Consider the following 23,830-nt stretch of genomic DNA (forward strand, 5'->3'; position numbering starts at 1 on the left):
CGCGGACGCTCATCGATCAAGCGTGCGTGTTCGAGAACGCACACTTCAACGCCACTATCCCGCTAAGTCCCGCGCAGCCGCGCGAGCACGGCCGCGACGATGCGGTCGCAGCACGAGCCGCCAAACTCGAACAGCGCCGGCCCCAGACGATCGGCCTCCTCCGCCAGCGCATCGCGCAACATCTGGCGGGCCCGGAAATGGCGGCTGCGCACCGTGGCCTCGGGAATGCCCAGGCACTGCGCCGTTTCCTCGATGCTCATCTCCTCGACCGAGCGCAGCACGAAGACCGTGCGAAACCCCACCGGCAGCGCGTCGAGCTTGCGTTCGAGCAGCGCGCGAATCTCGGCGCGGGAGGCCGCCTGGTCGGGGGCAACATCGTCGTGAGCGGTGATCGGGTCCATGTCGAAAGCCATCTGCTCGTCGTCGACGCAATGCACAAGCGTCGGCATCAGGTTCTGGCGGCGGGCCTCGCGACGCATCCTCGCGAAGCATTCGTTGAGCACGAGGCGCGAAAGCCACGTCGCGAGCGCCGCATCGCCGCGAAACTGCCCGAGTGCCCTGAACGCCTTCAGATACGCGTCCTGCAATGCATCTTCCGCTTCGGCGTCGTTGCGCAGCGTCGCGCGCGCGAGCCGGAACAGGCGGCGGTTATGGCGGCGCATCAACAACTCGAAGGCCGCGAGATCGCCCGCCACGACGCGGCGCACAATATCCGCGTCCGCATCGGTCAGTGCGCTCAATGCGCTCAAATCGCTCACGTTGGGGTCGGCCATTGCCGTTCCTCGTTCCATCATGGTTTCGGCTCCACAATCAGTGTGCCACGCATCGCCGGATGAAACAGGCACTGGTATGAATACGAGCCGGGCGTGTTTGCAACGTATCGCCATGATGCGCCCGGCGCGATGCTGCCCGAATCGAAGGTCTTCGCCTGCGCGCTCACCGTATGGGCGACGAGGTCCTGGTTGACCCACACGATGCGCTCGCCGCGATGCACTTTCACGGTTGGCGGGCTAAAGCGCATTTGCGCGATCGTCACCACATGATCGCCTGCGGCGGCGCGTCCGGCGAAGGCCATCAGCGCGAGCGCGCAAATTCCGCAAGCGCCGGCTTGGGCAAACCGGCGCACGGGAGACAGGCGGCTCATTGCGCATTCGCTAGCATGGCCTGCACGCGCTTCGCGTGGTCGAGGTGCGCGACGAACGCGGGCCTGACCTTCACCAGCAGCGCCTTCAAGTCGGCGTTTTGTGCGCTGGGAATGAGCGTCTTGTCGAGCGCGTCGATCACCTGCTCGTGATAGCTGACCTCATGGTCGATATAGGCACGGTCGAATTGCGCGCCCTGCAACGACCGAAGGTTCGCGATATTGGCCTTGCCGCCCTGCTTGAGGCTGTCACTGGTCGGATTGTCTTGCGGCGTCACGCCGAGCTTGTGCACGAGGTTGACGGCCGCCTGGTTCACGCTCGTGTGGTCGGCAACCATGCGCTGCGCGAACGCCTGAATATCCTTCGAATGGGTTTTCGATTCGGCGAGCTTGCCCGCGTCGATATCGGCCTGATTCGCGGCCACCACGATAGCGGCAATCTGGGGATCGGTCGGGCCCGCGCTCTGCGCCCGGACCAGCGCGGGCGCGCACGAGAGTGCCAGCGCGAACCCGGCGCACAACAGCCTGCCTGCGGTTTTCATGTGTCTCTCCTCGAAATTGGGGAATAGCCGGGACTTTCCCGGCTTTCGAGGCAATAGATGTCGCGAACCGAAGCGCTGTTCCCGATTTATGTTCAGTGCTTCAGGAAGTCGATCACCATGCGGTTGAACGCCTGTGCGTGCTCCCATTGCGCCCAGTGGCCACAACGGTTGAATACGTGCAGTTGCGCGTTCTGCATGCCCGCCAGCAGACGCAAGCCGATATCCATCGGCACGAAACGGTCGTCGCGGCCCCAGATCACGAGCGCAGGTGCAGCAATTTCGCCAAGGCGCGGGCCGTAGTCGCTGAACTGCTTCGGGAACGCGGCGAGGCTCTTGACGAAATTCTCCAGGTGATCGCGCCGTGCGAGCATGTTTTCGAGGCGAGTCTGCATCAGTTCGTCGGTGAGCGCGCTCGTATCGTAGACAAACACGTTCATCATGCGCTTGAGGTTTTCGATCGTCGGATCGCGATAGAGACCTTGCAGCAGCTTGATGCCTTCGGTGGGCATGGGCACAAAACTGCTCGGGCCGCCGGTGCCGCCGCCCATCAGCACGAGCTTGCCCACGCGCTGCGGGTTCGCCAGTGCGAACGCAACGGCGCTATGACCGCCCATCGAGTTGCCGAGAATATGCACGCGCTCGATGTCGAGCACGTCGAGCAGACCCTTGAGCACGCGTGCGTTCAGGTCCGAGCGCGAACTCGTGCAGACGACCGGGTCGCTCTTGCTCCAGCCCGGACAGTCCATCAGGATCACACGGTAGCCGGCCGCGACAAGCGGCTCGACATTGCGGTTGAAATTGGCCCAGCCGCTCGCGCCCGGTCCCGAGCCGTGCAGCATCACGACAGTTTCGGCGCCAACGCCTGCGTCGTTGTAGTGAATCTGGAACTCGACCTCGCCGTCCTTGACGCGAGCGAACTTGCTTGTCGAGGCTTCGGTGATTGCTTGTGCCGTACCCGTCATGATGATCATCCTTTAAAGCGTAATAGCCCATGCCGGAGAAGGCGCGTGCCTTCTCCCCTTTAATGTCACGCGCGCTGCGTGCCCGGCGCGCCGCGCTGCCTGAATGCACCCACCACGCTGAGCGCCGCGAGCGCCGCAATCACGACAAGTGGAATGCTCGAGCCCACGAGCATCGACGGGCTCTGGCCGAGCGCGAACAACTGGCCCGCCACGAGCGGCCCGAGAATCGAGCCGAGGCGACCCACCGCCACTGCTGCGCCCACGCCCGTGCCGCGCACTTCCGTGGGATACGCATGGCCTGCAAGTGCGTAAAGCACCGACTGGCTGCCCACGATAAAAAAGCCGCACAGCAGGCCGCCGAAAGCCGTGGCGCTTGCGCCGCCCGCACTCGCGAGCACGGTGAGCGCGGCCACGATACCCACATACATGCCGACTACCGTGCCACGTCGGCCAAAGCGATCCATGATGGTTGCGATCGCAACGGCACCGACACCGCCGCCGATGTTGAACAGCATCAGCACGAGATTCGACTCCACGCGAGTCAGGCCGCGCGCGAGCACCATCGAAGGCAGCCAGTTCATCAGGAAGTACAGCACGATCAGCGTGCCGAGGTAGCTGATCCACAGCGCAATGGTCGTGCGCGCCCGGCCCGCTTGCCAGAGCGCTTGCGCCACGGTCGGCGCGCCTTCCTTCGCTACTTTCGAAGCTTGCGCGGCCACGAACTGCTGTGACTCGTGCAGGAACAAGCCGAGCAGCGGCACCATCACGATCGGGCCGAGGCCGCCAACGTAGAACACGTGACGCCAGCTCGCATCGCCCGTTCCCAACATACCGATCACGGCCGCAATCGCAGCGCCGAACGGCATGCCGCAGTACATCGCGCCTACCGCCGTGCTGCGCATGTCTGGGCCCGCCGCCTCCGAGCACAGCGCGATCAGGTTCGGCATGGCGGCACCGAGCCCCAGGCCCGTGAGCAGACGCGCGACCAGCAGACTCTCGAAGTTCCACACTATGGTCGTGCCGAGCGAGAAGAGCCCAAACAGCGTCACGGACCACATGAGCACGCGCTTGCGGCCAAAGCGGTCGGCAAGCCGCCCGCCCAACGCCGCGCCCGGCAGCAGACCGATGGCGCCCGCGCTGAACGCCCAGCCCATTTGCGCCACGGCGAGATGAAATTCCTTCGCCATGCGCGGCCCGGCCACGCCCGCCGATTGCAGGTCCAATCCTTCCAGCAGCGCAATCGCCAGACACAGGGCAATGGTTGCCCGGCCGCTCGTTCCGCTTCCTCCAGCACTCGTGTTTCGCAACGTCATAAAAGTCTCCATATCGATATATGAGCCGCTCTTTCCGGCGGCTATCCACGGAAATGTCGCCCATCACCAGAAGGCGATGGGCGACGCACTTAATCAGGATTCCAATGCTTTCTGGTGGCTTCTCAAATCGAGCGCTACGTCGACGATCATGTCTTCCTGGCCGCCCACCATCCGGCGCTTGCCCAGTTCGACGAGAATGTCCACCGTCTTCAGGTCATACTTTTTCGCGGCCACTTCCGAGTGGCGCAGGAAACTCGAATAGACCCCTGCATAACCGAGCGCGAGCGTTTCACGGTCCACCCGTACCGGGCGGTCCTGCAGCGGACGCACGATGTCGTCGGCGGCGTCCATCAGCGTGTAGAGGTCGGCGCCGTGGTTCCATCCCATGCACTCCGCCGCGCCGATGAACACTTCGAGCGGCGCGTTGCCCGCACCCGCGCCCATGCCGGCGAGCGATGCATCGACGCGACAATCTCCGCGTAGTGCACCTTCGCCACGCGCGATACCGCAGCAACGACCGGAATCGTGGCCTGACCGCCGCACGTGACCATGTTGACGTTGAGCGCGTCGATATGGGCGTCGACGTTCACGACCGGCACGCAGTACGGGCCGATGGCCGCGGGCGTCAGGTCGATCACGCGAATGCTGGGCTTGAGCGCACGCAGCAGCGCATCGTTCTTTACGTGCGCGCCGGCAGAGGTCGCGTCGAAAACGAAGTCGATGTCGTTGAACACGGGCAGACGCGTAAGGCCGACCACGCCTTCATGCGTGGTAGCGACACCCAGGCGCGCGGCGCGCGCAAGACCATCCGAGTTCGGGTCGATGCCGACCATCGCTGCCATTTCCAGATGCTGGCTGTTACGCATGATCTTGATCATCAGATCGGTGCCGATGTTGCCGGAGCCGATGATCGCGGCCTTGAGTTTTTCGGAAGCCATATGAATTCCTGCGTCAGGCGGAGAAAGTCGCGCGAACGCTGCCGAGGCCGTCGATCTGCGCGGTATAAGTGCCGGGTTCCTTCACGGCGACCATGGGCCCAAGCGCGCCCGTGAGCACCACGTCGCCCGCACGCAGCGGCGTGCCAAGTTGAACCATGCGATCCGCGAGCCACACAGCGGCGTTGAGCGGATTGCCGAGGCAAGCCGCGCCATGGCCGCGCGAAAGCACGACGCCCTCGCGCGACAGTTCCATCGCGCAGGCCGTGAGATCGATCTGCGAGAGCGGCAGCGGGCGACTGCCCACCACGAAGCGGGCGCTCGACGCGTTGTCGGCCACGGTGTCGACAAAGCGGATATCCCAGTGCTGAATGCGGCTGTCCACCACTTCGATCGCTGCGAGTGCATACGCACTGGCGCGCAGAATGTCGACAAAGGTGTGCTTCTCGTGCGTGAGGTCATGCTCCAGCACCAGCGCGATTTCCGCTTCCACCTTCGGCTGGATCAGTTGCGAGAGCGCAATGGCTTCTGCGTCGCCGTAGGCCATCGAAGCGAAGAGCGCGCCGAAGTCGGGCTGATCGACGCCTAGTTGCTTTTGCACCGCGAGCGACGTGAGGCCGATCTTGCGGCCCACGATGCGCTCGCCATTGGCGACGCGCAGATCGACGTTGGCCTGCTGAATCGCGTAAGCGGTGGCGATATCGTCCAGCGCAACGCCGCCGGAAGCGATCTCGCCGCGAACCGGCTCAATCACATTGCGCGACGCTTCGGCTTCGCGCAGCCGCGCGGCCAGCGCCGCGACTTGTTTCGAATCTGACATGGCAATGCTCCGGAGTACGTATGTTCCGTCAAGCCACGTTGGACGTGGCGTGCATGGTGGCGAAACCCGCGATCCATTCGGGAATCTCGCGGTAGTAGTCAAGCGTTGCGCGATACGGGCCATAAGCGGCCAGCGCCCCGAACGCCGCGACCCACGTGCGAATTTCATGCGCCGACTTGCCGCCGTCGCGCGTGATGGCGGCATTGGTCATGCCGTCGACGGAGGTCAGTTCACCGGAGGCGAGACGCTCAAGGAATGCGCGGTCCCATTCCGGATTAAGCGGATGCAAAGGGCTGTCACCGGCCGTGAACGACTTCGCGGCGGCCACCGTGCGTGCCTGGCGCGCTGCGCGTGCGTCGGGCGCAGGGTTACGGCCCGCGATCAACCGTTCGGCCACATCGGGCGTCGCTCCAAAGAGTTCCGGCACCGGCGGTTCGTGCGAGATGCCGCCCGAGCCCACCACGAGTACCCGCTTGTCGCTACGCGAGAAGAACCGGCCAATTGCATCGCCCAGCAGGCGCGCGCGGCGCAGCGTCGCCATGGGCGGCGCAACGGAATTGATGAACACCGGAACCACCGGGTAGCGGTCAAGGCCGCCGGTGAGCAATTCGAGCGCCTGCGCGCAACCGTGATCGACCTGCATGCGATACGAAAGCGCCACGTCGACATCGGCGTCGAGCACGTTTTCCGCGAGCGTACGCGCGAGTTCCTCTGGCACCGGCAGCGTACCGGCCAGGCTCTTGAAGTCGCCGATGGCCTCGGCACGTGCGCCGATGCAGAACGGCGGCATCACGTCATAGAAGAAGCCGTTGAAGTGATCGGGTGCGAACGCAACGATCAGATCGGGTCTGAACGCCGCCACGCGTTCGCGCGCGGCGCCGCACACACGCTCGACCTCGGCCACGACTTCAGGCGCGGGATCGAAATAACCGTGCAACGGCGTGTGCGACAGACATTCGAGGTGAATCGGCATGCTCATGCTCCTGCGGCGCGCGCGACGGCAACGCCGCGAACGGGACGGTTTTGCGGGACTGCTGCACTCGCTTCGCGCAGCCCGGCTTCAGCGGTATCGGTCATGCCGAGCTTGCCCGCGAGTTCGACGATCGCGTCGGACACCTGTTGCGGCGTGCAAACACCCGCGACAAACCTGTCTGGACGCAGCAGCACAACAGACTCCGGCAGGCGGCCGAACCACTCTTTCAGCCGTCCCTGCACGTCGCCGAGTGCGAGCACGTCTTGGGGCACGTCGTCGGGGTATTCGAGTTGCACGTCGGGCTTCGCGAAGATGAAGCGAGCACCCAGTCGCTCACACAGCGTGCGCGCTTGCGGCGTGAGGCCGAAGGTCGGGTCCGCGCCCCACGCGAGCACCGCGAAGCCATTGCCGATCGCATCGTCGAGGCGGACCACACGGCCATCGGCAAGACGCACGCGCGGCTGAATGAACATGCGGCCCACCGGGGAAGCCGCGAGCGGATCGCGGCCATAGGCGAGGCGGCCGATCAGCGAGTCGCGCTTCTGGCTCATCAAGCCGAGCAGGCGACCCGGCGCCGAGTTGCCCGAGCGCTCCAGCAAGCTCGCGAACCAGCCGCCCGTTTTTTGCACAGGCGGCAGGAGCACGACGCCCGCTTCATAACGCGGCATCGGCTTGAAGCGCATCTCCACGAAGTAGCGCTTCACCGAAGGGAACACGTTCATGCCGCGCACAAACGTGTCGCGAAAGCGTGCGCCAAAGCGCGTGGTCGGTGCGAAGATGTCGCCCGCGACTTCGGAGAGGTGAATCATCGAGCGCGCATGCGCGCGGCGCTCCACGGTATAGCTGTCGAGCAGGCGGCCATCGGCCTGGCCCTTCGCGACCATCGCGAGCTTCCAGCCCAGGTTGTTCGCGTCACGAATGCCGCTGTTGTAGCCCTGCCCCTGCCACACGGGCATGATGTGCGCCGCGTCGCCCGCGAGCAGCACGCGGTCCACGCGAAACGTTTCCGCCAGACGCGCGTTGTGCGTGTACACGCGCTTGCGGATGTAGTCGACCTTGTCGGGATCGGCCACCACCTTGCGGATCAGCGCCGCCATGTTCTCGGGCTTCGAAAGCGCTTCCTCGGTCTCGCCCGGCATCACCATGAATTCGAAGCGGCGAATGCCGTGCGGCAGCGCAGCCGAAACGTAGGGGCGCCGATGATCGCAATGCATGTAGACGTGCGGCGAGCCGATCGGGTCGTTGCGCACATCCACCACGATCCATTGATTCGGCTTCGTGCGGCCTTCAAAAGGCACGTTCAGCGCGCGGCGCACGAAACTGTTGCCGCCGTCGGCGCCCACCATGTAGGCCGCCCGGATCGTACGACGCTCGCCGTTCGCGTCGCTCACGTCGATCGTCACGCCCTGCGCGTCCTGTTCGAACGCATTGACGGAGTGGCCAAACAGCACTTCCACGTGCTCGAAACGATCGAGGCCTTCGTAAAGCACGCGGTCCGCGAGCGGCTGAATGAACGCGTTGCGGCGCGGCCAGCCGAATTCGTCGGTGCGCGGCTCGATTGACGCGAAACAGTGGCCGTCTTTCGTGACGAAGCGCATCCAGTGATCGGGCGTGGTGTGCGGCAGCAGCGCTTGCGCCAGGCCAATCGACTGGAACACGCGCAATGCTTCGTCATCCAGACCAATGGCACGCGGGTAGTCGATGATCTGGTCGAGCTTCTCGACGAGCGTGACACGCACGCCTTGCAGGCCGAGAATGTTCGCGATCGTGAGCCCCACCGGACCTGCGCCGATGATGGCGACGTCGGTGGCAATCTGGCGGGGGCGGATGGCATCCGCCTGCTGGGCGAGGGGGGTGTTCATGTGTCTCCTTCTCGCGCGACTTGTGCGGTCGCTGCGGATGCTGGCAGGCCGTGCCTGAAAGCGGATTACCCGGTTGAACGTGTTGTCGAAGCCCGGTGAATGGAAGCGAGTCTAGGTTCTACTAGTTGCGCGCTCAACATTTTTTGAGAAATGTGCATAGAATGCACATGATTGATTTTTAAGGCATTTTCCAATGACGAAGTATGCAAACGTGCGGGGCTTGGCGCGCGGCCTCGAGGTGCTCCAGGCGCTTAACGCCATGGAGAACGGCCGCGCGACGAGCCAGCAGTTGAGCGAGGCCACAGGCCTGCACCGCACGACAGTGCGGCGCCTGCTGGAAACCCTGGTAGAGGAGAAGTTCGTGCGCCGCAGCGCTTCGGACGACAGCTTTCGTCTGACGATAAACGTGCGCGGCCTGAGCGAAGGGTTCACCGACGACGAGCTGATCGCGACCATCGCGCCGCCGATCATGGCGCAGATGCTCCAACGCACGGTGTGGCCTTCGGACCTCACGACACCCGACGGCGACTCAATGGTGATTCGCGAGACCACGCACCGCTTCAGCCCGCTCTCGTTTCACCGCGCGATGGTGGGCCGCCGCCTGCCCATCCTGCTCACGGCCGCGGGGCGCGTGTACTTCGCGATGTGCCCCGAGACGGAGCGCGAAGAGATTCTGGAGCTATTGCGCACGGGCGCGGGCGGCGAGCAGCAGCAAACGCTCGCGGCGGACAAGGCTTTCGTCCGCAATCTCGTGCGCCAGACGCGCGCGGATGGTTTTGGCTCGAATCACGGCGACTGGGCGGACCAGCGCAAGATCGGCGCACTCGCCACGGCAATCGAGGCGCATGGGCGTGTGCTCGCGAGCCTCAATGTGATCTACCTGGAGCAGGCCATCAACCCGGCCGAGGCGGTGCGGCGCTTCGTGCCCGAACTGCAGCGCGCCGCGCAGGAAATGGTGGCGGCGCTCGAAGCACAAGAGGCAAACGCCAAGCGATAAGCCTCGTCAAAATCCGCCCCTACTGCTTGATAAATTACATAGCTTTTAACCGTAAGGTTTCCGGGATTCGCGAGATTGTTCCCAAACATGGGTACGGCACATACATACTAAATACGCGTTACGCAACCATTCAAATAAATGTTCCAAAAGGCATATGTGCGGTAGGTAACAGCGGCGGTTGACTCTATGTGGGAAATCACCCATATTTTCCTCACCAGCGGCGGCGCACGGACCAACGTCGCCGCTCTCTCGCACATGCATATCGTAAGTATCAGCGGCGTCTCGCCGATCGCTTCGACGACGATTCTTAGCCTGCCGAATGGCATCGGCATTTCGGTGGAGCATTAACATGTCCACTCAAAATACTCGTGACCAGAGCTCCCCCCGGGCGTGCAAGCGCTGTGGCGGCGTGCTCCACGATGACGTCGATGTTTGCCCGTACTGCGGCGCGAACCATCCGTTCGACAGCGTTCACTCGAGAATCGTGCCGGGACCCCTTGGCCCTATGGCGGCGGGTCCTCCCGCGCCTGCGGCCGCGAAGCTATCGCCTGCGAGCGTGCCTGCCCCCGTTCCTGAAACGGTAAAGCCCCAATACCAGGACGGGCCGCTCGAACATGAGGCGCCATCCAGGCTCTCGCCGCGATGGATCTTTACAAAAGGCTTGTTGATCGCCGGGATATTTCTCACCATCGCGTACGCGGCGCATCTACTGTTCGTCGAAGTCCGCAAGCCCTCTAGTGCCGACGACGAGCAAATCACACACACTTCGGGCGGCTCGATTGCTCACGATGCAGCCGGGCAACAAGCGAGCGTGAGGCCCACGGTTGCCGATACGGGATCGCAACCCGCCACGACAAAACCGCAAGTCATGCCACCAACCACGGACATGTCCGATAATCCGCGCGCACAGCAGCTCGACAGTGCGCTGCGGATCGCCGAGCAATGTGCGTCAGAGCATGTCTGGGGTTGCGTACAGCAAAAGGCATCGGAGGCGCTCGCGATCGATTCAGGCAGCAAGCAAGCGCGAGCGTTGATGGAGCGCGCCATCGTTGCCACGGGCTGGACGCCGCTGAGCTCGCCGAATCCGCCGGGTGCGCTCAATCGCGCTGCGCAACCAGCCGTGGCGGCGCCCCCTCTGCCGAGCACCATGAATGCGCCAGCGAATCAAGCCGCTCCCCCCCATGCGGCCAGTCCGGCCAGCAACGGCAACAGCGTCGATGCGCAGGAGCGAGCGATTGTGGAAGGCGGCTGGAAGCAGCCATCACCGGGAAATGCAGGACATTGAGCAGGATTCCATATCATATTGGATGTCTGTTGGTCATTAGATTCCATACGGGAGAGAGACCATGCTGAAAACGACCTTGGCGGCCCTGGCGGGCTTGTTTGCCCTGTTTTTTTCCACGTTCGCCGCCGGCGGTACGGCAGCCGCAGACGCACACTATAAGATCGTGACGGGCCAGGAGCGCGGCACCTACATCCAGATCGGCCAGGACCTGGCAAAATGGGTTGCGCAACCCGCCGGCATCGACCTCACCGTGCTCCCTTCGAAAGGGTCGGCGGAAAACGTGCAGCGTCTGCGCTTCGAACCGGGCGTAAAACTCGCACTCGTCCAATCGGACGTCTATCAAGCCTATGTCGATATGGCGAAGGCGGGCAACGAAGAGGCCGGTACGACGATTCGCCCGTTGCGGCTCATCATGCCGCTCTATGACGAGGAAATTTATTTCGTCGTTAGAAACGATTCGCCGATGAAGACGATCAATGAGATCAAGGACAAGGTCATCAGCGTGGGACTGATCGGCAGCGGAACCGCGCAATCGGGTACGACACTGTACCGCCTCATGTTCGGCCAGCCGATTCCCGATCAGAACGTACAGAATCTAAGCAACGAAGATGCGCTGGCCGCGCTGATCGTGAAGAAGATCGACGTGGCGATTATCGTCGCGGGGCAACCTGCGAAGCTCTTCACCGATATGAATCCCGAGTTGCTGCAGCAAATCCGCTTCCTGCGCGTCGACCCGAACGCCCCGGAAACGGCCCGCGCGAAGCAAACGTATTTCCCCGCGACCATTCATGCATCGAGCTACCCGAACTGGCTGAAAGAAGATGTGCCGACATGGACGGTCAAGGCCTTTCTCGTGACCTATGACTACAATCTGCGCGACACCGTTGGCAACCTGAAACGATTTGCCGATTCGCTCTGCCAGAACTTCAACAATCTGCAGAGCCAAGGCCACCCGAAATGGAAGCAGGTGAAACTCGAACTGCCGGGCCTTGGCAAAGGATGGCAATACTATCCGCCCGTCGAGCAGCGCCTGAAAGCTTGTATCGCGCGCCGCGCCGCGATGCAGACGGCGATGCCGCAAGCTCCCACGGCCGAGCAGAAAGTCACCGGCCGGCCATGTACGGACCAGGAGCGCCTGCTGCTGCTTTGTGGCAAGTAGTCAAATGTCTCTTACTTGACCAACTTCAGGATGTCGCGGAACCGCGGGTGCTGACTCGAGCGCAACCATTCGAACGCCACCATTTCGACTGTTGCCACTTCAGCGCCCGCTTTGCCGAGCCGCGCAATTGCCGCGTCTCTGTCTACGACTTTGCGCGAACCCATTGCATCGGTGACGATAGTGACTGCAAAACCGCGATCGAGCAAACCGATTACCGTCTGCAGTACGCAGACATGCGCCTCGCATCCCGCCACGATCGCTCTCTTTCGTCCTTGAGGCAGCGCGTCTATCAGACCATCGGCGATGGCGTCGAAATGATGCTTGACGACCGTGCTTGAGCACAGTTCTTTTATTTCCGTCGCGTTTTCGCCAAGCGCGCCTGGAGTCTGCTCTGTTCCGATGACCGGAACATCCAGGCCTTGCGCAATCCGTCCGAGCCGAACCGCCTGAGCCACGACTAATGCCCCTTCGTGAATCGCCGGCAGCAGTCTTGTCTGCAAGTCGACCAGAACGACGACTGACTCCGAAATGGTATGCAGCATCGCGAATCCCTCGATGAACCAATTTATTGCGATCTAAGTCTGTGCGGAGTCCTGCGTCGGCCAGTTCTGCACCATCACCTTGTGTGGATTCAACAGTGTGATCCCGGCGGCCCGCAATTGCTTGAGGATGGCGAAAAGAAGATCGCTCTTGGTCTTGGCGGCGATGCGCGGGCTGTTGACGTAACCCGTCACGCTGAGCGTGATGCCCTGGGGTGTGAGCTGGCTGAACAGCACCGATGGCTCGGGCTCGTCCAGCACGTCGGGATGCTCGTGATACACCTCGAGCAACAGGTCGCGCACCTGCTCCGGGTCGGTATCCAGCGGGAACGTCAAGACCAGCGTGGCGACGCCCTGGGTGCTGTCGCCCATGGTGACGTTGCGCACGTTCTGCGAAATCAGCTGCGAATTGGGCACGATCATCGTCGAGCGGTCGAGCAACTGGATTTCGGTCGCGCGCACGTTGATGCGGCGAATGTCGCCTTCCATATCCGCAATACTGATTCTGTCGCCCACCTTCACGGGCCGCTCGGTCAGCAAGATCAGGCCCGAGACGAAATTCTTCACGATCTCCTGGAGGCCGAAGCCAATACCGACCGAGAGCGCGCTCACGATCCACGCGAGGCTGTCCCAGCGCACGCCTAGCAGCGAGAACGTCATCAGCACCAGCAGCACGTAGCCCACGTTCGTGAATAGCGTGATGAGCGACATGCGCATGCCGGGGTCCATGCCCAGCGCCGGCATGAATTCCTGGTCGAGCCAGCGGCGCACCGCGCGCAGCAGGTAAAGACCGACCGCGAACCCGATTACGGCGTTCACGATATGCGCGGGCATGATGTCGAGGCTCTTCAGCCGCTGCCCGCCAATGATGCTGATGAGGCTGTTGAGCAGGTCCGCCGGCGTCGTGCCGAAGCCACCTGTCAGCAGCGCCACCACGGCGAGCAGCATCAGGAGACTGGTGCCGATGCCCGAGACCACGGCCTGTACCTGATCGAGATGCTTGTCGTCGAGCCCGAGCAGATTTTTCAGTTGCTTGCCCGCCGCCAGGTTCGGACTGAACACGCTCGCGCAAATATCGCGGTTCAGCTTCGTGAGCACGTAGATGCTGCACAACACGATTTCGAACCACACCAGCTCGTAGGTAATGAAGCGCGCGACCGAGATGTAGCCGATCACCAGCGCGATCAGCGACGCAATGATCGCCAGCGCAGTGCCCGCGTGAATCAGCCCCGCCACCGTGGAGTGCGATTCGGGCGCCTCGCCGGCTGCGGCCATCGCGGCGCGCACGCGGTTCGCGCGCAGCAGCCCCGCGCCGATGGTCAGCACCGTGACGAGCGAAACGATGCCGCGCCCGAGCAGCGTGACCGAAAGGCTCGTGTCGACGATGCGGTTGATCGCCTCGACCGCGCCGGAGACGAACAGCAGCATCGCGAGCGTGCTCGGAAACGGCCGCAGCGCGCGCGCCACCGGATCGGCCAGCGCAGGCAGCCGCCACGACGGATGATTGGTGCACAACAGCGCGCGGCCGAGCCCCGAGATCAGCGCGCAAGTCAGCGTGAGCTTCGTGAACTCGCCCCACAGGTCGCTCAGCGCGGGGGTGAGATCGACGCGGCGCGCGAGCGCCAGATAGAGCACCTGTAGCGCAACCGACGCTGCAAGCAGCGTGGAGATGGCCGTCGACAGCGCAAGCGCGCTGCGGCGCAGACGCGTCGCGGGCAAGCGATGCAGGCAGAACCACGCGAGCGAGCGCTGCACGAGCTTGCGGCCGCCAAGCCAGATCGCGAGCGCGGCGATCAACAGCACCGATGTCAGGAAGCGCTGCCCAGGCTCCCAGACCGAGCGCACCATCTCGCGCACCTGTGCGTCGAACGCGCCGAGACGCTGCCCGTCTTCGGGAGGCTGTCGCAGCAGCGGCACCCAGAATTGCGCACTGAAGATGCCGCTCGAGCGCAGCGCAAGCTGGTTCTTCAGCAAGCCACGATGCAGCTTCGCGAACTGCGCGGACAGAATGCCGAGATTGCTTTTCTGGTCGTCGGCCAGTTTCAGTACGGCGTCGATCTGATCCTTGCGCGCGTTCAGGCTGGCGCGCTGGCGGGCCACCGCCTGGGTGCCCGGTGTCTCGCCGGAAGTCGGCGCCGGCCCGAGCACATCGAGCTGAGCCTGGACCTGCGCGCGCAGCGGCACGATCTGGCTGCGCAGTTTATCGACGTCGGCGCTCAGTTGCTGGGTGGCGTCGGAGAGCGCATCGAGATCCTTGCCGCCGGTCGCGGTCGAGGTCTGCTGCTTGATGCTGTCCTGTTTGACCTGCATCTGCTTGAGCTGCGCAAGCGCCTCGGTCAGCGAAATCGCGGGCGGCGTCGCGTCCACGCTGCTTGCGGTCGCGACGGTTGCGATAGTGACAGCCGGAAAGGCCAGCGCAGGGGCAACCAGGGCGAGCGACAAAAGCGGCGACAAAAGCGCGATCAGCGCAATTCGCGCGATTTGGCGCGCGAAAGCGGAAAGTCGGTGCAATGCCATGGGGGGCTTTCAATTATTACAGGTAGTTCGCGTACGGAATTATGCCCTGAGTGCCGGGGGCGCTACCGGTTCGTGAACCGCCCCTAAAAGGCGCGCGTCACCGCGTGCGCCCCGCACAACTTCCGCCATCGGCCTATCATGATCTGATCCCCCATCGCTCGGGAGCGCGCCGCATGAACCGTTTCCTGATTGTCGTCGGCATCGCCTGCATCCTCGCCGGCATGGGGTGGCGCTGGATCCTGCGCATCCCGTTCGGCCGGCTGCCCGGCGACATTCATATCGTCACGGAAGGCTTCGACTTCTATTTCCCCATCGTCACCGGCATCCTGGTTTCGGCCGTGGTGTCCTTGCTGCTGTGGCTTCTGAAGCATTGAGCGCGGCAGCGGCCTCGCGCCCCCTATACTCCCCAGCAGTATTCACCTATACTCTCTCCCAGTATCACCATTCCGGTAACGCCATGCCCCATTCCCCTGAAGAAAAGAAACGCGTCCTCACGCGCGTGCGCAAAGTGCGCGGGCAACTGGACGCGCTCGAGCGCGCGCTCGAGGAAGGCGCCGATTGCGCGCCCGTGCTGCAGCAACTCGCTGCCATTCGCGGCGCAATCAATGGGGTCATGGCCGGCGTGCTCGAAAGCCATCTGCGCGAAGAGTTCACCCAACTGACTGGAATCACGGAGTCCGCGTCCGGTTCGATCGACGATGTCGTGAGCCTCGTCCGAACCTATTTGCGCTAGGATCTCCGCCCGCAGCCGTTCGACCACTATTCTTAAGGATTGCTATGAAATCACGTGCCGCAGTCGCATTCGAGGCGGGCAAGCCGCTCCAGATCGTCGAGATCGATGTCGAACCGCCCCGCAAGGGCGAAGTGCTGGTGAAGATCACGCACACGGGCGTCTGCCACACCGACGCCTTCACGCTCTCCGGCGACGATCCGGAAGGCCTCTTCCCCGTGGTGCTGGGCCACGAAGGCGCCGGCATTGTCGTGGAAGTGGGCGAAGGCGTGACCAGCGTGAAGCCCGGTGACCATGTGATTCCGCTCTACACCGCCGAATGCGGCGAGTGCCTGTTCTGCAAGAGCGGCAAGACCAACCTGTGCGTGGCCGTGCGCGCCACCCAGGGCAAGGGCGTGATGCCCGACGGCACTACCCGCTTCAGCTACAACGGCCAGCCCATCTATCACTACATGGGCTGCTCCACGTTCAGCGAATACACCGTGGTGGCCGAAGTGTCGCTCGCGAAGATCGACCCGCAAGCCAATCCGGAACAGGTCTGCCTGCTGGGCTGCGGCGTGACCACGGGCCTCGGCGCAGTGAAGAATACGGCCAAGGTGCAGGAAGGCGACACGGTTGCAGTGTTCGGTCTCGGCGGCATTGGCCTCGCCGTGATCCAGGGCGCGAAGATTGCCAAGGCGGGCCGCATCATCGCCGTCGACACCAACCCCGGCAAGTTCGATCTGGCGCGCGCCTTCGGGGCCACCGACTGCGTCAACCCCAAGGACCACGAAAAGCCCATCCAGCAGGTGATCGTCGAGATGACGGGCTGGGGCGTGGACCATAGCTTCGAATGCATCGGCAATGTCAACGTGATGCGCGCGGCGCTCGAATGCGCACACCGCGGCTGGGGCCAGTCGGTCGTGATCGGTGTGGCTGGCGCGGGCCAGGAGATCTCCACCCGCCCGTTCCAGCTGGTGACGGGCCGCCGCTGGCTGGGCACGGCATTCGGCGGCGTGAAGGGCCGCTCGGAGCTGCCGGGCATGGTGCAAGACGCCATGTCGGGCAAGATCCAGCTCGCACCGTTCGTCACGCACACGATGCCGCTCACGGGCATCAACGAGGCCTTCGATCTGATGCACGAAGGCAAGTCGATCCGCACCGTGGTTCACTACAACGACTAACGCATGCAATCGTCACGGCGTGCAGGGCAAATCGCTGCCCTCGCGCGCCGTGGCGTTGCATTCGCTCCCCCGTCGAAACGCCCAGGCCGGCACGTTGCATGCCGGCTCCCTGTTCTTGCTCATGCCGCGCGCGGCGACGCTACCGGCGGCGAGCCTTCGTGAAAGAGCTGGCTAATCTGTGCGCGCAGCTCCGGTGAATCGGTGTGATGGTGCACGCTCACCGCGTGCTGGACGGCGGCCTCCAGAAGCTCCGAGTCCGAATCCGCCGAAATCGCAACCGAGCAGTTCATCTCGCTGGGGAACTCTCTGCAATCAATGTACTTTCGAGTCATGGCGAGACTCCTCGTTGGCGGGTTAACAGCGCTATACGACGCACGCATTCGCGAGCAGCCCGCGTATGCGTGAAAATTATAGAATCCGCGCAATGCGTTTGCTAAACTATTAAAATGAATCCGCGCAAGATAATAATATGATTTAACTGCGCGGTCTAATCAGGCAAATGAAATACGAGATTTAATAGCACAAATATTATTTATTGAATTTGATAATTCAGGTTAGCTAATTTATCTTCGAGCCTCGCCGGCTGCCGGGGTACGAGCCGTTTCGCGAAGCGCTCATCGGCTGGGTCTCTACGTCCCGGCCAGCCAGGCTGCGCCCGCCGCCATTCCGAAAGCCCGTCTTTCACGCTTTCCCGACCGAATGCACGCATTGATCCGCGCGTGCGACATCCGCCTTGATTCGACACACTGAATCGGTCGCGAGAAGTTCAGCCAGTCCATGCTAACGCGCGATGTGTCCAGTCGCGCGCGTTTTCCCGATCCGTTGAATGAGAGGTGTGCCATGCCCAGTCTGTCTAGCGACTCCATCGAAACACTAAAAGGCGCGCTTCGCGGCCAGGTGCTGCAGCCGGGCGACGCGGGCTACGACGAAGCGCGGCGCATCTGGAACGCCATGATCGAACGACGTCCCGCGCTAATCGTGCGCTGCCAGGGCTGCGCCGACGTGCGGCGCGCGGTGGCGTTTGCGCGCGAAATGGGGCTGCCGCTCGCGGTACGCGGCGGCGGCCACAATATCGCCGGCAGCGCGTTGTGCGACGACGGTCTCGTGATCGATCTTTCGCCAATGAAGTCGGTCAGAGTGGAGCCCGCCACGCGCCGCGCGTATGTCGAACCCGGCGCGACGCTGGGCGACTTCGATCACGAAGCGCAGGCGTTCGGCCTCGCCACGCCGCTTGGCATCAACTCGACCACGGGCGTGGCCGGGCTCACGCTCGGCGGTGGATTCGGCTGGCTGAGCCGGCGCTTCGGCATGTCGGTCGACAACCTCGTCGCCGCCGACGTCGTGACTGCCGATGGCAATTTGCTGCACGCGAGCGCCGATGAAAACGCCGACCTGTTCTGGGCGATTCGCGGCGGTGGCGGCAATTTCGGCGTGGTCACGATGTTCGAGTTCGCGCTGCATCCCTTGGGCCCGGAAGTCTATGGCGGACTCGTTGTGCTGCCGTTCGAAGCGGCAAAAGAAGCGCTCGTGAAGTATCGCGAAGCGGCTGCGGCGATGCCGGAAACGCTCACGGTCTGGAGCGTGTCGCGTCTCGCGCCGCCGTTGCCCTTCCTGCCGCCGGAGGTGCACGGCAAGCCGATTATCGCGTTCGCGGTGTGCTACACAGGCGCACTGGAGGACGGGCCGAGCGCGGTAGCGCCGGTGCGCGGCTTCGGCCAGCCCTATGGCGAGCACCTTGGGCCGATGCCCTACGCCGCGTGGCAAAAGGCGTTCGATCCGTTGCTCACGCCGGGCGCGCGCAACTACTGGAAATCGCACAATCTCGCCGCCTTGCCGGACGGCCTCATCGACACGCTGACCGACGCTATCGCCACGCTGCCCTCGCCCCAGTGCGAGATATTCTTCGGGCAAATCGGCGGGGCGACACAACGTGTCGCCGCCGACGCGATGGCCTATCCCAACCGCGACGCGCTCTACGTCATGAACGTGCATGGCCGCTGGACCGAACCCGAAGACGACGCCCGCTGCGTTGCCTGGGCACGCGGTTTTTTCGAAGCGTCGAAGCCTTATGCGCTTGGCAGCGTGTACGTGAACTTCCTGACCGAAGACGAACGCGCGCGCGTCGAGGCGGCTTACGGGCCGAACATGGAGCGTCTCGTCGCCATCAAGACGCGCTACGACCCGGACAACCTCTTCCGATGCAACCAGAACATCCTGCCCGAAGCCCCGCAGGCAGCGGGCAGTTGACTCGAAGACACACCACCCACGCACGCGCCTGGCCGGAACGGTCATGCGCGTGCGTATCCCAAACCCGATGTCAACGCAAAAGGAATCGTCATGTCGACCTATGTGGTTCTTGCGCAGTTTACCGACCAGGGCATTCGCACCGTCCGGAACAGCGCACAGCGCGCCGGCCAGGCCGCGGAAATGGCCAAGACCTTCGGTTGCGAAATGAAGGAAATTTATTGGACGCTGGGGAAATACGACATCGTCACGATCATCGAAGCGCCGGATGAACAAAGCTTCATGGCGTTCGGCCTTGCGCTCGGATCGCTCGGCAATATCCGCACGCAAACGCTGCGCGCGATGAGCAAGGACGAGTTCGGCGCCGTGCTCGGCAAGTTGCCTTGAGTCGGAGTGCTGAACAATTGGCGCAGGTGTCCACCCTGTTTTGAGGTGGACACCTGCGCCTGAAATTCTCGCCACCCCATCCACCGCACAGGATATCTAACTAAATAAAATTCTGCTTCCTGTGCGTCCCTCGTTTCTCCCTTACATTCTGACTTCCATCTTCCTCAACTCCTCCACAAAATCCAGCGGGGTGAAATCGCGGTTCTCCCTGAAATAGCGCTTACGCTCTTCGATCACTTTCGCGGCTATCTCGCCGGCCGCCAGTTTGGGCACCCCGGCACTGATTTGCAGGAAATGGCTCAGTTCCGCTTGATTCGCCGTCATCACATCCAGTTCGTCATGGATGAACAGCGCCTGAATTGTATCCATCTCGCTCGCCTGCGCGCCCAGTTTGACCCGCCCGCGCTCGCGCAACATTGCGCGAACGTTCGCCCGATTGGTCACAATACCCGGCCCAGGCTGTTCGACCCGCGAACCCTGCGCGTCGAACAGCGCTTTGAATCCCATGCCGACTCCAATCGAATGGGCCTGTGCGCCTACGAGCATGATGTCCCGGTCGGTCGTTGCAATGCCCACTGCGGCCCGCCCTTCCAACCCCTCCACCACGATCGGCCCAAAGTCGTTGACGGTATACGAGTCGAACAGCGACATCGACGAGGGCATCGACCCGATTGCGCTCACAACCCTGCACACCGGCAAAGCCGTCGTCGATCTGAATGCGCCGCTTGAAAGGTTGGTGACATTTTTGAAGTGCGTCACTATGCCGGCCTCACGCATGTCGCTGAAATCGTGGAATTGGTCGCGCTCCTCGAATCCCGCGATATCGCCGGTATAAATAAGGCCGTTTTCGAGCAGCCGTTTCAATGTTTTGCTGTTGCGTCCCCCGGGGTTTGCGTTGCTGAATGCGAACCCACTATTGGGTCCCACGACATAAGGGATAGCGCCGTAGCCCATGCAGACTTCCGCGGCCCAGAGCGCCGTCGGCCCGTCCCCCGCAACCAGGACCGCACAGCCGCTTTCAATAGCCAAGCCGGTCGACACAGCCTGCGAGCCCGTGATGTACTCGCCAAACGGACGCTCGAGGCTCGAATACCGCTTTTGGGTCTGCACGTCCAACAAGCGCTCCTTTCCCGCGCCAAGCGCTGCAATGACCTCCCCTGCGAGAATTTCCACCGAGGTTCCATTGGGCAACTCAACCACCGCGAGAATTTCGTTGCGGTTGTACTTCTTGAGCATCTTCACCCGCCCGCGGATCTCCACCCCCTCCGATAACTCAAGCGCGGTATGTTTCTGCCACGTCATCGTGTCCTGGAGGTCTTTGACTTTTGCAAACTTTCCCGTCAGGGATTCTCCTTTCGTGCCTATCAGGTTGAGTGCTTTGGCGCTTTGCCCCAGAAGCAAACCCTCCATCGTGGTATTCCAATCGAACAGTTGCACGCCGGTCTCGCCCACGATGGTCATCGGCACGTCGACATCGGGGAACTGATCTAGCATGTCCACACTCCCTTGTCTCGCCATGCGGTAGAACACTTCGTGCGATGTCGGGCCTCTGCCCAGCACAAGTCGCCCTGTTCTAAAGAATTGATTTCTCATCGTTTCCCCCTCGAAACCGCGAGAGTATGGATTCTTGACTTTTATATCTTCCGCGCCAAGAAATTATATTGATTGCTAACTTTTAACTTGAAGGCATCCGATTATTGCAACAGCAACGACGCGGGAAGCCATTTATGAAAGCAGAACCCCAAGGCGATAGCAATAGCGTCCGCCGGGTTTCTCGAATAGCTATCTGTTTCGACCTGGCGCAAGAAAGCCCAGCAGGATCGCATTTTCCCGCTGCACCGCAACATTCCCCCTTCCCTCAAAAACCACCTACTCTTAAATATCGGGCCACTTCCATTTGCCCGTCCGGACGTTCCGATGCGCGCTCATCGCCCCACCCGGGCGGCGGAGCACGACGCGCCTCCGCCCCATGCTCGCCAGCCACGCCATCCGTTGCCGGCGCGGCTCGCGCGCGCCGCGCTTTTTGCGGCGCTGCTGGTGGTTTGCGCGGCGGTGGCGGCGCTTAGCGCCATGGCTCAGGCGCAACGCGCTCCGGCGGCGGATCAGCGCCCGGTCGTCGTGATGACCGTCAACGGCGCGATCGGCCCCGCCAGCGCGGACTTCATCGTCCGCACGCTCGCGCGCGCCGCGCAACAGCACGCACAGCTCGCGATCCTCCAGCTCGACACGCCTGGCGGACTCGACACCTCGATGCGCCAGATCATCAAGGCGATCCTCAGCTCGCCCGTGCCGGTGGCCGCGTTCGTCGCGCCCGGCGGCGCGCGCGCCGCGAGCGCGGGCACCTATATCGTCTACGCGAGCCATGTCGCCGCCATGGCGCCCGGCACCAATTTGGGCGCGGCCTCGCCGGTGCAGATCGGGATCGGCGGCATGGGCGGCGCGCCGAACCCGCCCGGCGCGCCAGGCTCGGCAGGAGGGGCCTCGGGCGGGCAGGCCAATGACAAAGCCAGCGACAAAACCAGCAACGAAGCCACCGACAACGCCTCCACCGAGGCGCGCAAGGTCATGCACGATGCCGCCGCCTACATTCGCGGCCTCGCGCAACTGCGCGGGCGCAACGCCGCGTGGGCGGAACGCGCGGTGCGCGAAGCGGTGAGCCTGTCCGCCAGCGAGGCGCTCGACCAGCACGTAATCGATCTCATCGCGCAAGACCCCGCCGATCTCGCACGCCAGCTCGACGGCCGCGCCATCACCACGGCGGCCGGCACGGTGCGCATCGCGACCGCGCACGCGCCGCTCGTGTACGTCGTGCCCGACTGGCGCAATCGCTTTCTCTCCATCGTGGCCGATCCGAACGTCGCATTGATCCTGCTGACGATCGGCATCTACGGCCTCTTCTTCGAGTTTGCGAATCCAGGCTTCGTGCTGCCCGGCGTGGCCGGCGGAATCTGCCTGCTGGTCGGCCTGTTCGCGATGCAGCTTCTGCCCATCAACTACGCGGGGCTCGGCCTCGTGATGCTGGGGCTCGCGTGCCTGATTGCTGAAGCCTTCCTGCCCACGTTCGGCGTGCTTGGCTTTGGCGGCATCGTCGCGTTTGCCGTGGGCGCGCTCATGCTGATCAACACCGACGTGCCCGGCTACGGCATTCCACTGCCGCTGATCGCGGGCCTCGCGCTCGGCGGCGCGGCGTTCGTCGCGGCGGTTTCCAGCGTGGCGCTGCGCGCGCGGCGCCGCCCCGTGGTGAGCGGGTCGGAAGCGATGGTCGGCAGCATCGGCGAGATCATCGACGATGGTTTGTCGCCCGATCACGCATGCGCCTCGGGCTGGGCGCGCGTGCATGGCGAACGCTGGCGCGTGACTTGCGCGGTGCCGCTCGCCACGGGCAGCCAGGTGCGCGTGACGGGTCGCAACGGCCTGCTGTTGAGCGTGGCGCCACTACACGGAGCACCGCTGCACGAGGCAAATCAAGGAGGACATTCATGATCGGCTACACCTTCGGCTTCACGAGTCTCTTGATCGTTCTGGCCATCCTGCTCGCCGTTTCGGCCATTCGCATCTTCAGGGAGTACGAGCGCGGCGTGGTGTTCATGCTCGGCCGCTTCTGGAAGGTCAAGGGGCCCGGGCTCGTGCTCATCATTCCCGTCGTGCAACAGGCGGTGCGCATCGATTTACGTACTGTCGTGTTCGACGTGCCCGCGCAGGACGTGATCACGCGCGACAACGTCTCGGTGAAGGTCAATGCCGTGGTCTACTTCCGCGTGGTCGATCCGGAAAAGGCCGTGATTCAGGTCGCACGCTTTTTCGAGGCCACCAGCCAGCTCGCGCAAACCACGCTGCGCGCGGTATTAGGCAAGCATGAACTCGACGCGTTGCTTGCGGAGCGCGAGCAATTGAACGCCGATATTCAAAAGACGCTCGACTCGCAAACCGACGCGTGGGGCATCAAAGTCTCCACGGTCGAAATCAAGCACGTGGACCTCAACGAGACGATGATCCGCGCCATTGCGCGCCAGGCCGAAGCAGAACGCGAGCGCCGCGCGAAAGTGATTCATGCGGAAGGCGAACTGCAAGCGTCCGAAAAATTGCTGCAAGCCGCGCAGCGGCTCGCACTGCAGCCGCAGGCCATGCAGTTGCGTTATCTACAGACGCTCACCACCATTGCCGCCGACAAGAACTCGACCATTGTGTTTCCGTTGCCGATCGATTTGCTCAGCGCGCTGCTAGAGCGATTTAATGCGCCGCGCGAGAATTGATTAGCGAA

23 protein-coding genes and 4 pseudogenes are annotated in these 23,830 nt (G+C 63.2%); 13 read left to right on the forward strand and 14 right to left on the reverse strand.

The annotated features are described in order from the left end of the window. Positions 1 to 62: 62 nt before the first annotated feature. The 10 genes and pseudogenes from HV773_RS12770 to HV773_RS12815 all read right to left on the reverse strand — a co-directional run bounded on the left by HV773_RS12770 (position 63) and on the right by HV773_RS12815 (position 8,548). Positions 63 to 773, reverse strand: coding sequence for an RNA polymerase sigma factor (locus tag HV773_RS12770; protein ID WP_129564478.1), 711 nt, complete (start codon positions 771 to 773; stop codon positions 63 to 65). A 17-nt stretch (positions 774 to 790) separates the two neighbouring features. Then, positions 791 to 1,144, reverse strand: coding sequence for a cupredoxin domain-containing protein (locus HV773_RS12775; RefSeq protein ID WP_129564091.1), 354 nt, complete (start codon positions 1,142 to 1,144; stop codon positions 791 to 793). Further along, positions 1,141 to 1,683: a DUF4142 domain-containing protein gene (locus tag HV773_RS12780; protein WP_129564090.1), complete on the reverse strand. Its 543-nt coding sequence runs from the start codon at positions 1,681 to 1,683 to the stop codon at positions 1,141 to 1,143. Before HV773_RS12780 ends, HV773_RS12775 begins: the two co-directional genes overlap by 4 nt. Positions 1,684 to 1,775: 92 nt before the next feature. Beyond that, entirely contained in the window at positions 1,776 to 2,645 is an 870-nt protein-coding gene (locus HV773_RS12785) for an alpha/beta fold hydrolase (protein WP_129564089.1), read from the reverse strand. Between the two features lie 65 nt (positions 2,646 to 2,710). Continuing rightward, positions 2,711 to 3,958 carry a 3-(3-hydroxy-phenyl)propionate transporter MhpT gene (mhpT, locus tag HV773_RS12790; RefSeq protein ID WP_129564088.1) on the reverse strand — a complete coding sequence of 416 codons (1,248 nt, stop codon included), beginning with the start codon at positions 3,956 to 3,958 and terminating at the stop codon, positions 2,711 to 2,713. A gap of 93 nt (positions 3,959 to 4,051) precedes the next feature. After that, a pseudogene (locus HV773_RS12795) lies at positions 4,052 to 4,429 on the reverse strand (4-hydroxy-2-oxovalerate aldolase); the annotation flags it as partial. Then, positions 4,384 to 4,896: pseudogene (locus HV773_RS12800) on the reverse strand (acetaldehyde dehydrogenase); the annotation flags it as partial. The pseudogenes HV773_RS12795 and HV773_RS12800, both read right to left, overlap by 46 nt. 13 nt (positions 4,897 to 4,909) lie before the next feature. Beyond that, positions 4,910 to 5,713, reverse strand: coding sequence for a 2-keto-4-pentenoate hydratase (locus HV773_RS12805; protein WP_129564087.1), 804 nt, complete (start codon positions 5,711 to 5,713; stop codon positions 4,910 to 4,912). A 28-nt stretch (positions 5,714 to 5,741) separates the two neighbouring features. Then, entirely contained in the window at positions 5,742 to 6,686 is a 945-nt protein-coding gene (locus HV773_RS12810; RefSeq protein WP_129564086.1) for a 3-carboxyethylcatechol 2,3-dioxygenase, read from the reverse strand. A gap of 2 nt (positions 6,687 to 6,688) precedes the next feature. After that, positions 6,689 to 8,548: a bifunctional 3-(3-hydroxy-phenyl)propionate/3-hydroxycinnamic acid hydroxylase gene (locus HV773_RS12815; protein ID WP_129564085.1), complete on the reverse strand. Its 1,860-nt coding sequence runs from the start codon at positions 8,546 to 8,548 to the stop codon at positions 6,689 to 6,691. Positions 8,549 to 8,741: 193 nt separating this feature from the next. Between HV773_RS12815 and HV773_RS12820 the strand changes: the two genes are divergently transcribed. The 4 genes from HV773_RS12820 to HV773_RS12835 all read left to right on the forward strand — a co-directional run bounded on the left by HV773_RS12820 (position 8,742) and on the right by HV773_RS12835 (position 11,989). Further along, positions 8,742 to 9,545, forward strand: a complete 804-nt coding sequence (locus HV773_RS12820) for a DNA-binding transcriptional regulator (protein WP_129564084.1) — start codon at positions 8,742 to 8,744, stop codon at positions 9,543 to 9,545. Positions 9,546 to 9,731: 186 nt separating this feature from the next. Beyond that, positions 9,732 to 9,893 (forward strand): hypothetical protein, encoded by a 162-nt coding sequence (locus HV773_RS12825; RefSeq protein ID WP_160113495.1) that lies wholly within the window; start codon positions 9,732 to 9,734, stop codon positions 9,891 to 9,893. Continuing rightward, a complete protein-coding gene (locus HV773_RS12830; RefSeq protein WP_175195287.1) occupies positions 9,865 to 10,830 on the forward strand; it encodes a hypothetical protein in 966 nt (321 codons plus the stop codon). Before HV773_RS12825 ends, HV773_RS12830 begins: the two co-directional genes overlap by 29 nt. A gap of 61 nt (positions 10,831 to 10,891) precedes the next feature. Then, entirely contained in the window at positions 10,892 to 11,989 is a 1,098-nt protein-coding gene (locus tag HV773_RS12835) for a TAXI family TRAP transporter solute-binding subunit (protein ID WP_175195289.1), read from the forward strand. 11 nt (positions 11,990 to 12,000) lie between these two features. Here the strand turns inward: HV773_RS12835 and HV773_RS12840 are convergent, their stop codons facing one another. Together HV773_RS12840 and HV773_RS12845 are read right to left on the reverse strand one after the other, a co-directional pair. Continuing rightward, positions 12,001 to 12,531, reverse strand: a complete 531-nt coding sequence (locus HV773_RS12840) for an isochorismatase family protein (RefSeq protein WP_129564081.1) — start codon at positions 12,529 to 12,531, stop codon at positions 12,001 to 12,003. Positions 12,532 to 12,564: 33 nt separating this feature from the next. Next, on the reverse strand, positions 12,565 to 15,045 hold the full coding sequence (locus HV773_RS12845; RefSeq protein WP_129564080.1) for a DUF3772 domain-containing protein: 2,481 nt from the start codon (positions 15,043 to 15,045) through the stop codon (positions 12,565 to 12,567). A 173-nt stretch (positions 15,046 to 15,218) separates the two neighbouring features. Here HV773_RS12845 and HV773_RS12850 point away from each other — a divergent pair, with 173 nt between their 5' ends. The 3 genes from HV773_RS12850 (at position 15,219) to HV773_RS12860 (ending at position 16,938) form a co-directional block, all read left to right on the forward strand. Beyond that, positions 15,219 to 15,419, forward strand: a complete 201-nt coding sequence (locus HV773_RS12850) for a DUF2905 domain-containing protein (protein ID WP_129564079.1) — start codon at positions 15,219 to 15,221, stop codon at positions 15,417 to 15,419. A gap of 83 nt (positions 15,420 to 15,502) precedes the next feature. After that, positions 15,503 to 15,778: a formaldehyde-responsive transcriptional repressor FrmR gene (gene frmR, locus HV773_RS12855; RefSeq protein ID WP_129564078.1), complete on the forward strand. Its 276-nt coding sequence runs from the start codon at positions 15,503 to 15,505 to the stop codon at positions 15,776 to 15,778. Between the two features lie 44 nt (positions 15,779 to 15,822). Beyond that, positions 15,823 to 16,938 (forward strand): S-(hydroxymethyl)glutathione dehydrogenase/class III alcohol dehydrogenase, encoded by a 1,116-nt coding sequence (locus HV773_RS12860; RefSeq protein WP_129564077.1) that lies wholly within the window; start codon positions 15,823 to 15,825, stop codon positions 16,936 to 16,938. A gap of 119 nt (positions 16,939 to 17,057) precedes the next feature. Here HV773_RS12860 and HV773_RS12865 read toward each other — a convergent pair whose 3' ends face one another. Beyond that, complete coding sequence (locus HV773_RS12865; RefSeq protein WP_129564076.1) at positions 17,058 to 17,270, reverse strand: DUF1059 domain-containing protein; 213 nt, start codon at positions 17,268 to 17,270, stop codon at positions 17,058 to 17,060. A gap of 508 nt (positions 17,271 to 17,778) precedes the next feature. Between HV773_RS12865 and HV773_RS12870 the strand changes: the two genes are divergently transcribed. Further along, positions 17,779 to 19,185 (forward strand): FAD-binding oxidoreductase, encoded by a 1,407-nt coding sequence (locus HV773_RS12870; RefSeq protein WP_129564075.1) that lies wholly within the window; start codon positions 17,779 to 17,781, stop codon positions 19,183 to 19,185. Between the two features lie 90 nt (positions 19,186 to 19,275). Beyond that, entirely contained in the window at positions 19,276 to 19,569 is a 294-nt protein-coding gene (locus HV773_RS12875) for a GYD domain-containing protein (RefSeq protein ID WP_129564074.1), read from the forward strand. A 141-nt stretch (positions 19,570 to 19,710) separates the two neighbouring features. Here HV773_RS12875 and HV773_RS12880 read toward each other — a convergent pair whose 3' ends face one another. Then, positions 19,711 to 21,063: a hypothetical protein gene (locus HV773_RS12880; protein ID WP_129564073.1), complete on the reverse strand. Its 1,353-nt coding sequence runs from the start codon at positions 21,061 to 21,063 to the stop codon at positions 19,711 to 19,713. Positions 21,064 to 21,690: 627 nt separating this feature from the next. Here HV773_RS12880 and HV773_RS37660 point away from each other — a divergent pair. The 4 genes and pseudogenes from HV773_RS37660 to HV773_RS12890 form a co-directional block, all read left to right on the forward strand. Further along, positions 21,691 to 21,921, forward strand: a pseudogene (locus HV773_RS37660) (Clp protease/crotonase-like domain-containing protein); the annotation flags it as partial. 513 nt (positions 21,922 to 22,434) lie between these two features. After that, a pseudogene (locus tag HV773_RS37665) lies at positions 22,435 to 22,761 on the forward strand (NfeD family protein); the annotation flags it as partial. A 66-nt stretch (positions 22,762 to 22,827) separates the two neighbouring features. Continuing rightward, positions 22,828 to 23,052, forward strand: a complete 225-nt coding sequence (locus HV773_RS37670) for an NfeD family protein (protein ID WP_465263008.1) — start codon at positions 22,828 to 22,830, stop codon at positions 23,050 to 23,052. Beyond that, positions 23,049 to 23,822, forward strand: a complete 774-nt coding sequence (locus HV773_RS12890) for a slipin family protein (protein ID WP_129564071.1) — start codon at positions 23,049 to 23,051, stop codon at positions 23,820 to 23,822. The genes HV773_RS37670 and HV773_RS12890 overlap by 4 nt, the downstream gene beginning before the upstream one ends. The last annotated feature ends 8 nt before the right edge of the window (positions 23,823 to 23,830 follow it).

The organism is Paraburkholderia caffeinitolerans (assembly GCF_902859945.1).
Lineage (GTDB): Bacteria > Pseudomonadota > Gammaproteobacteria > Burkholderiales > Burkholderiaceae > Paraburkholderia > Paraburkholderia caffeinitolerans.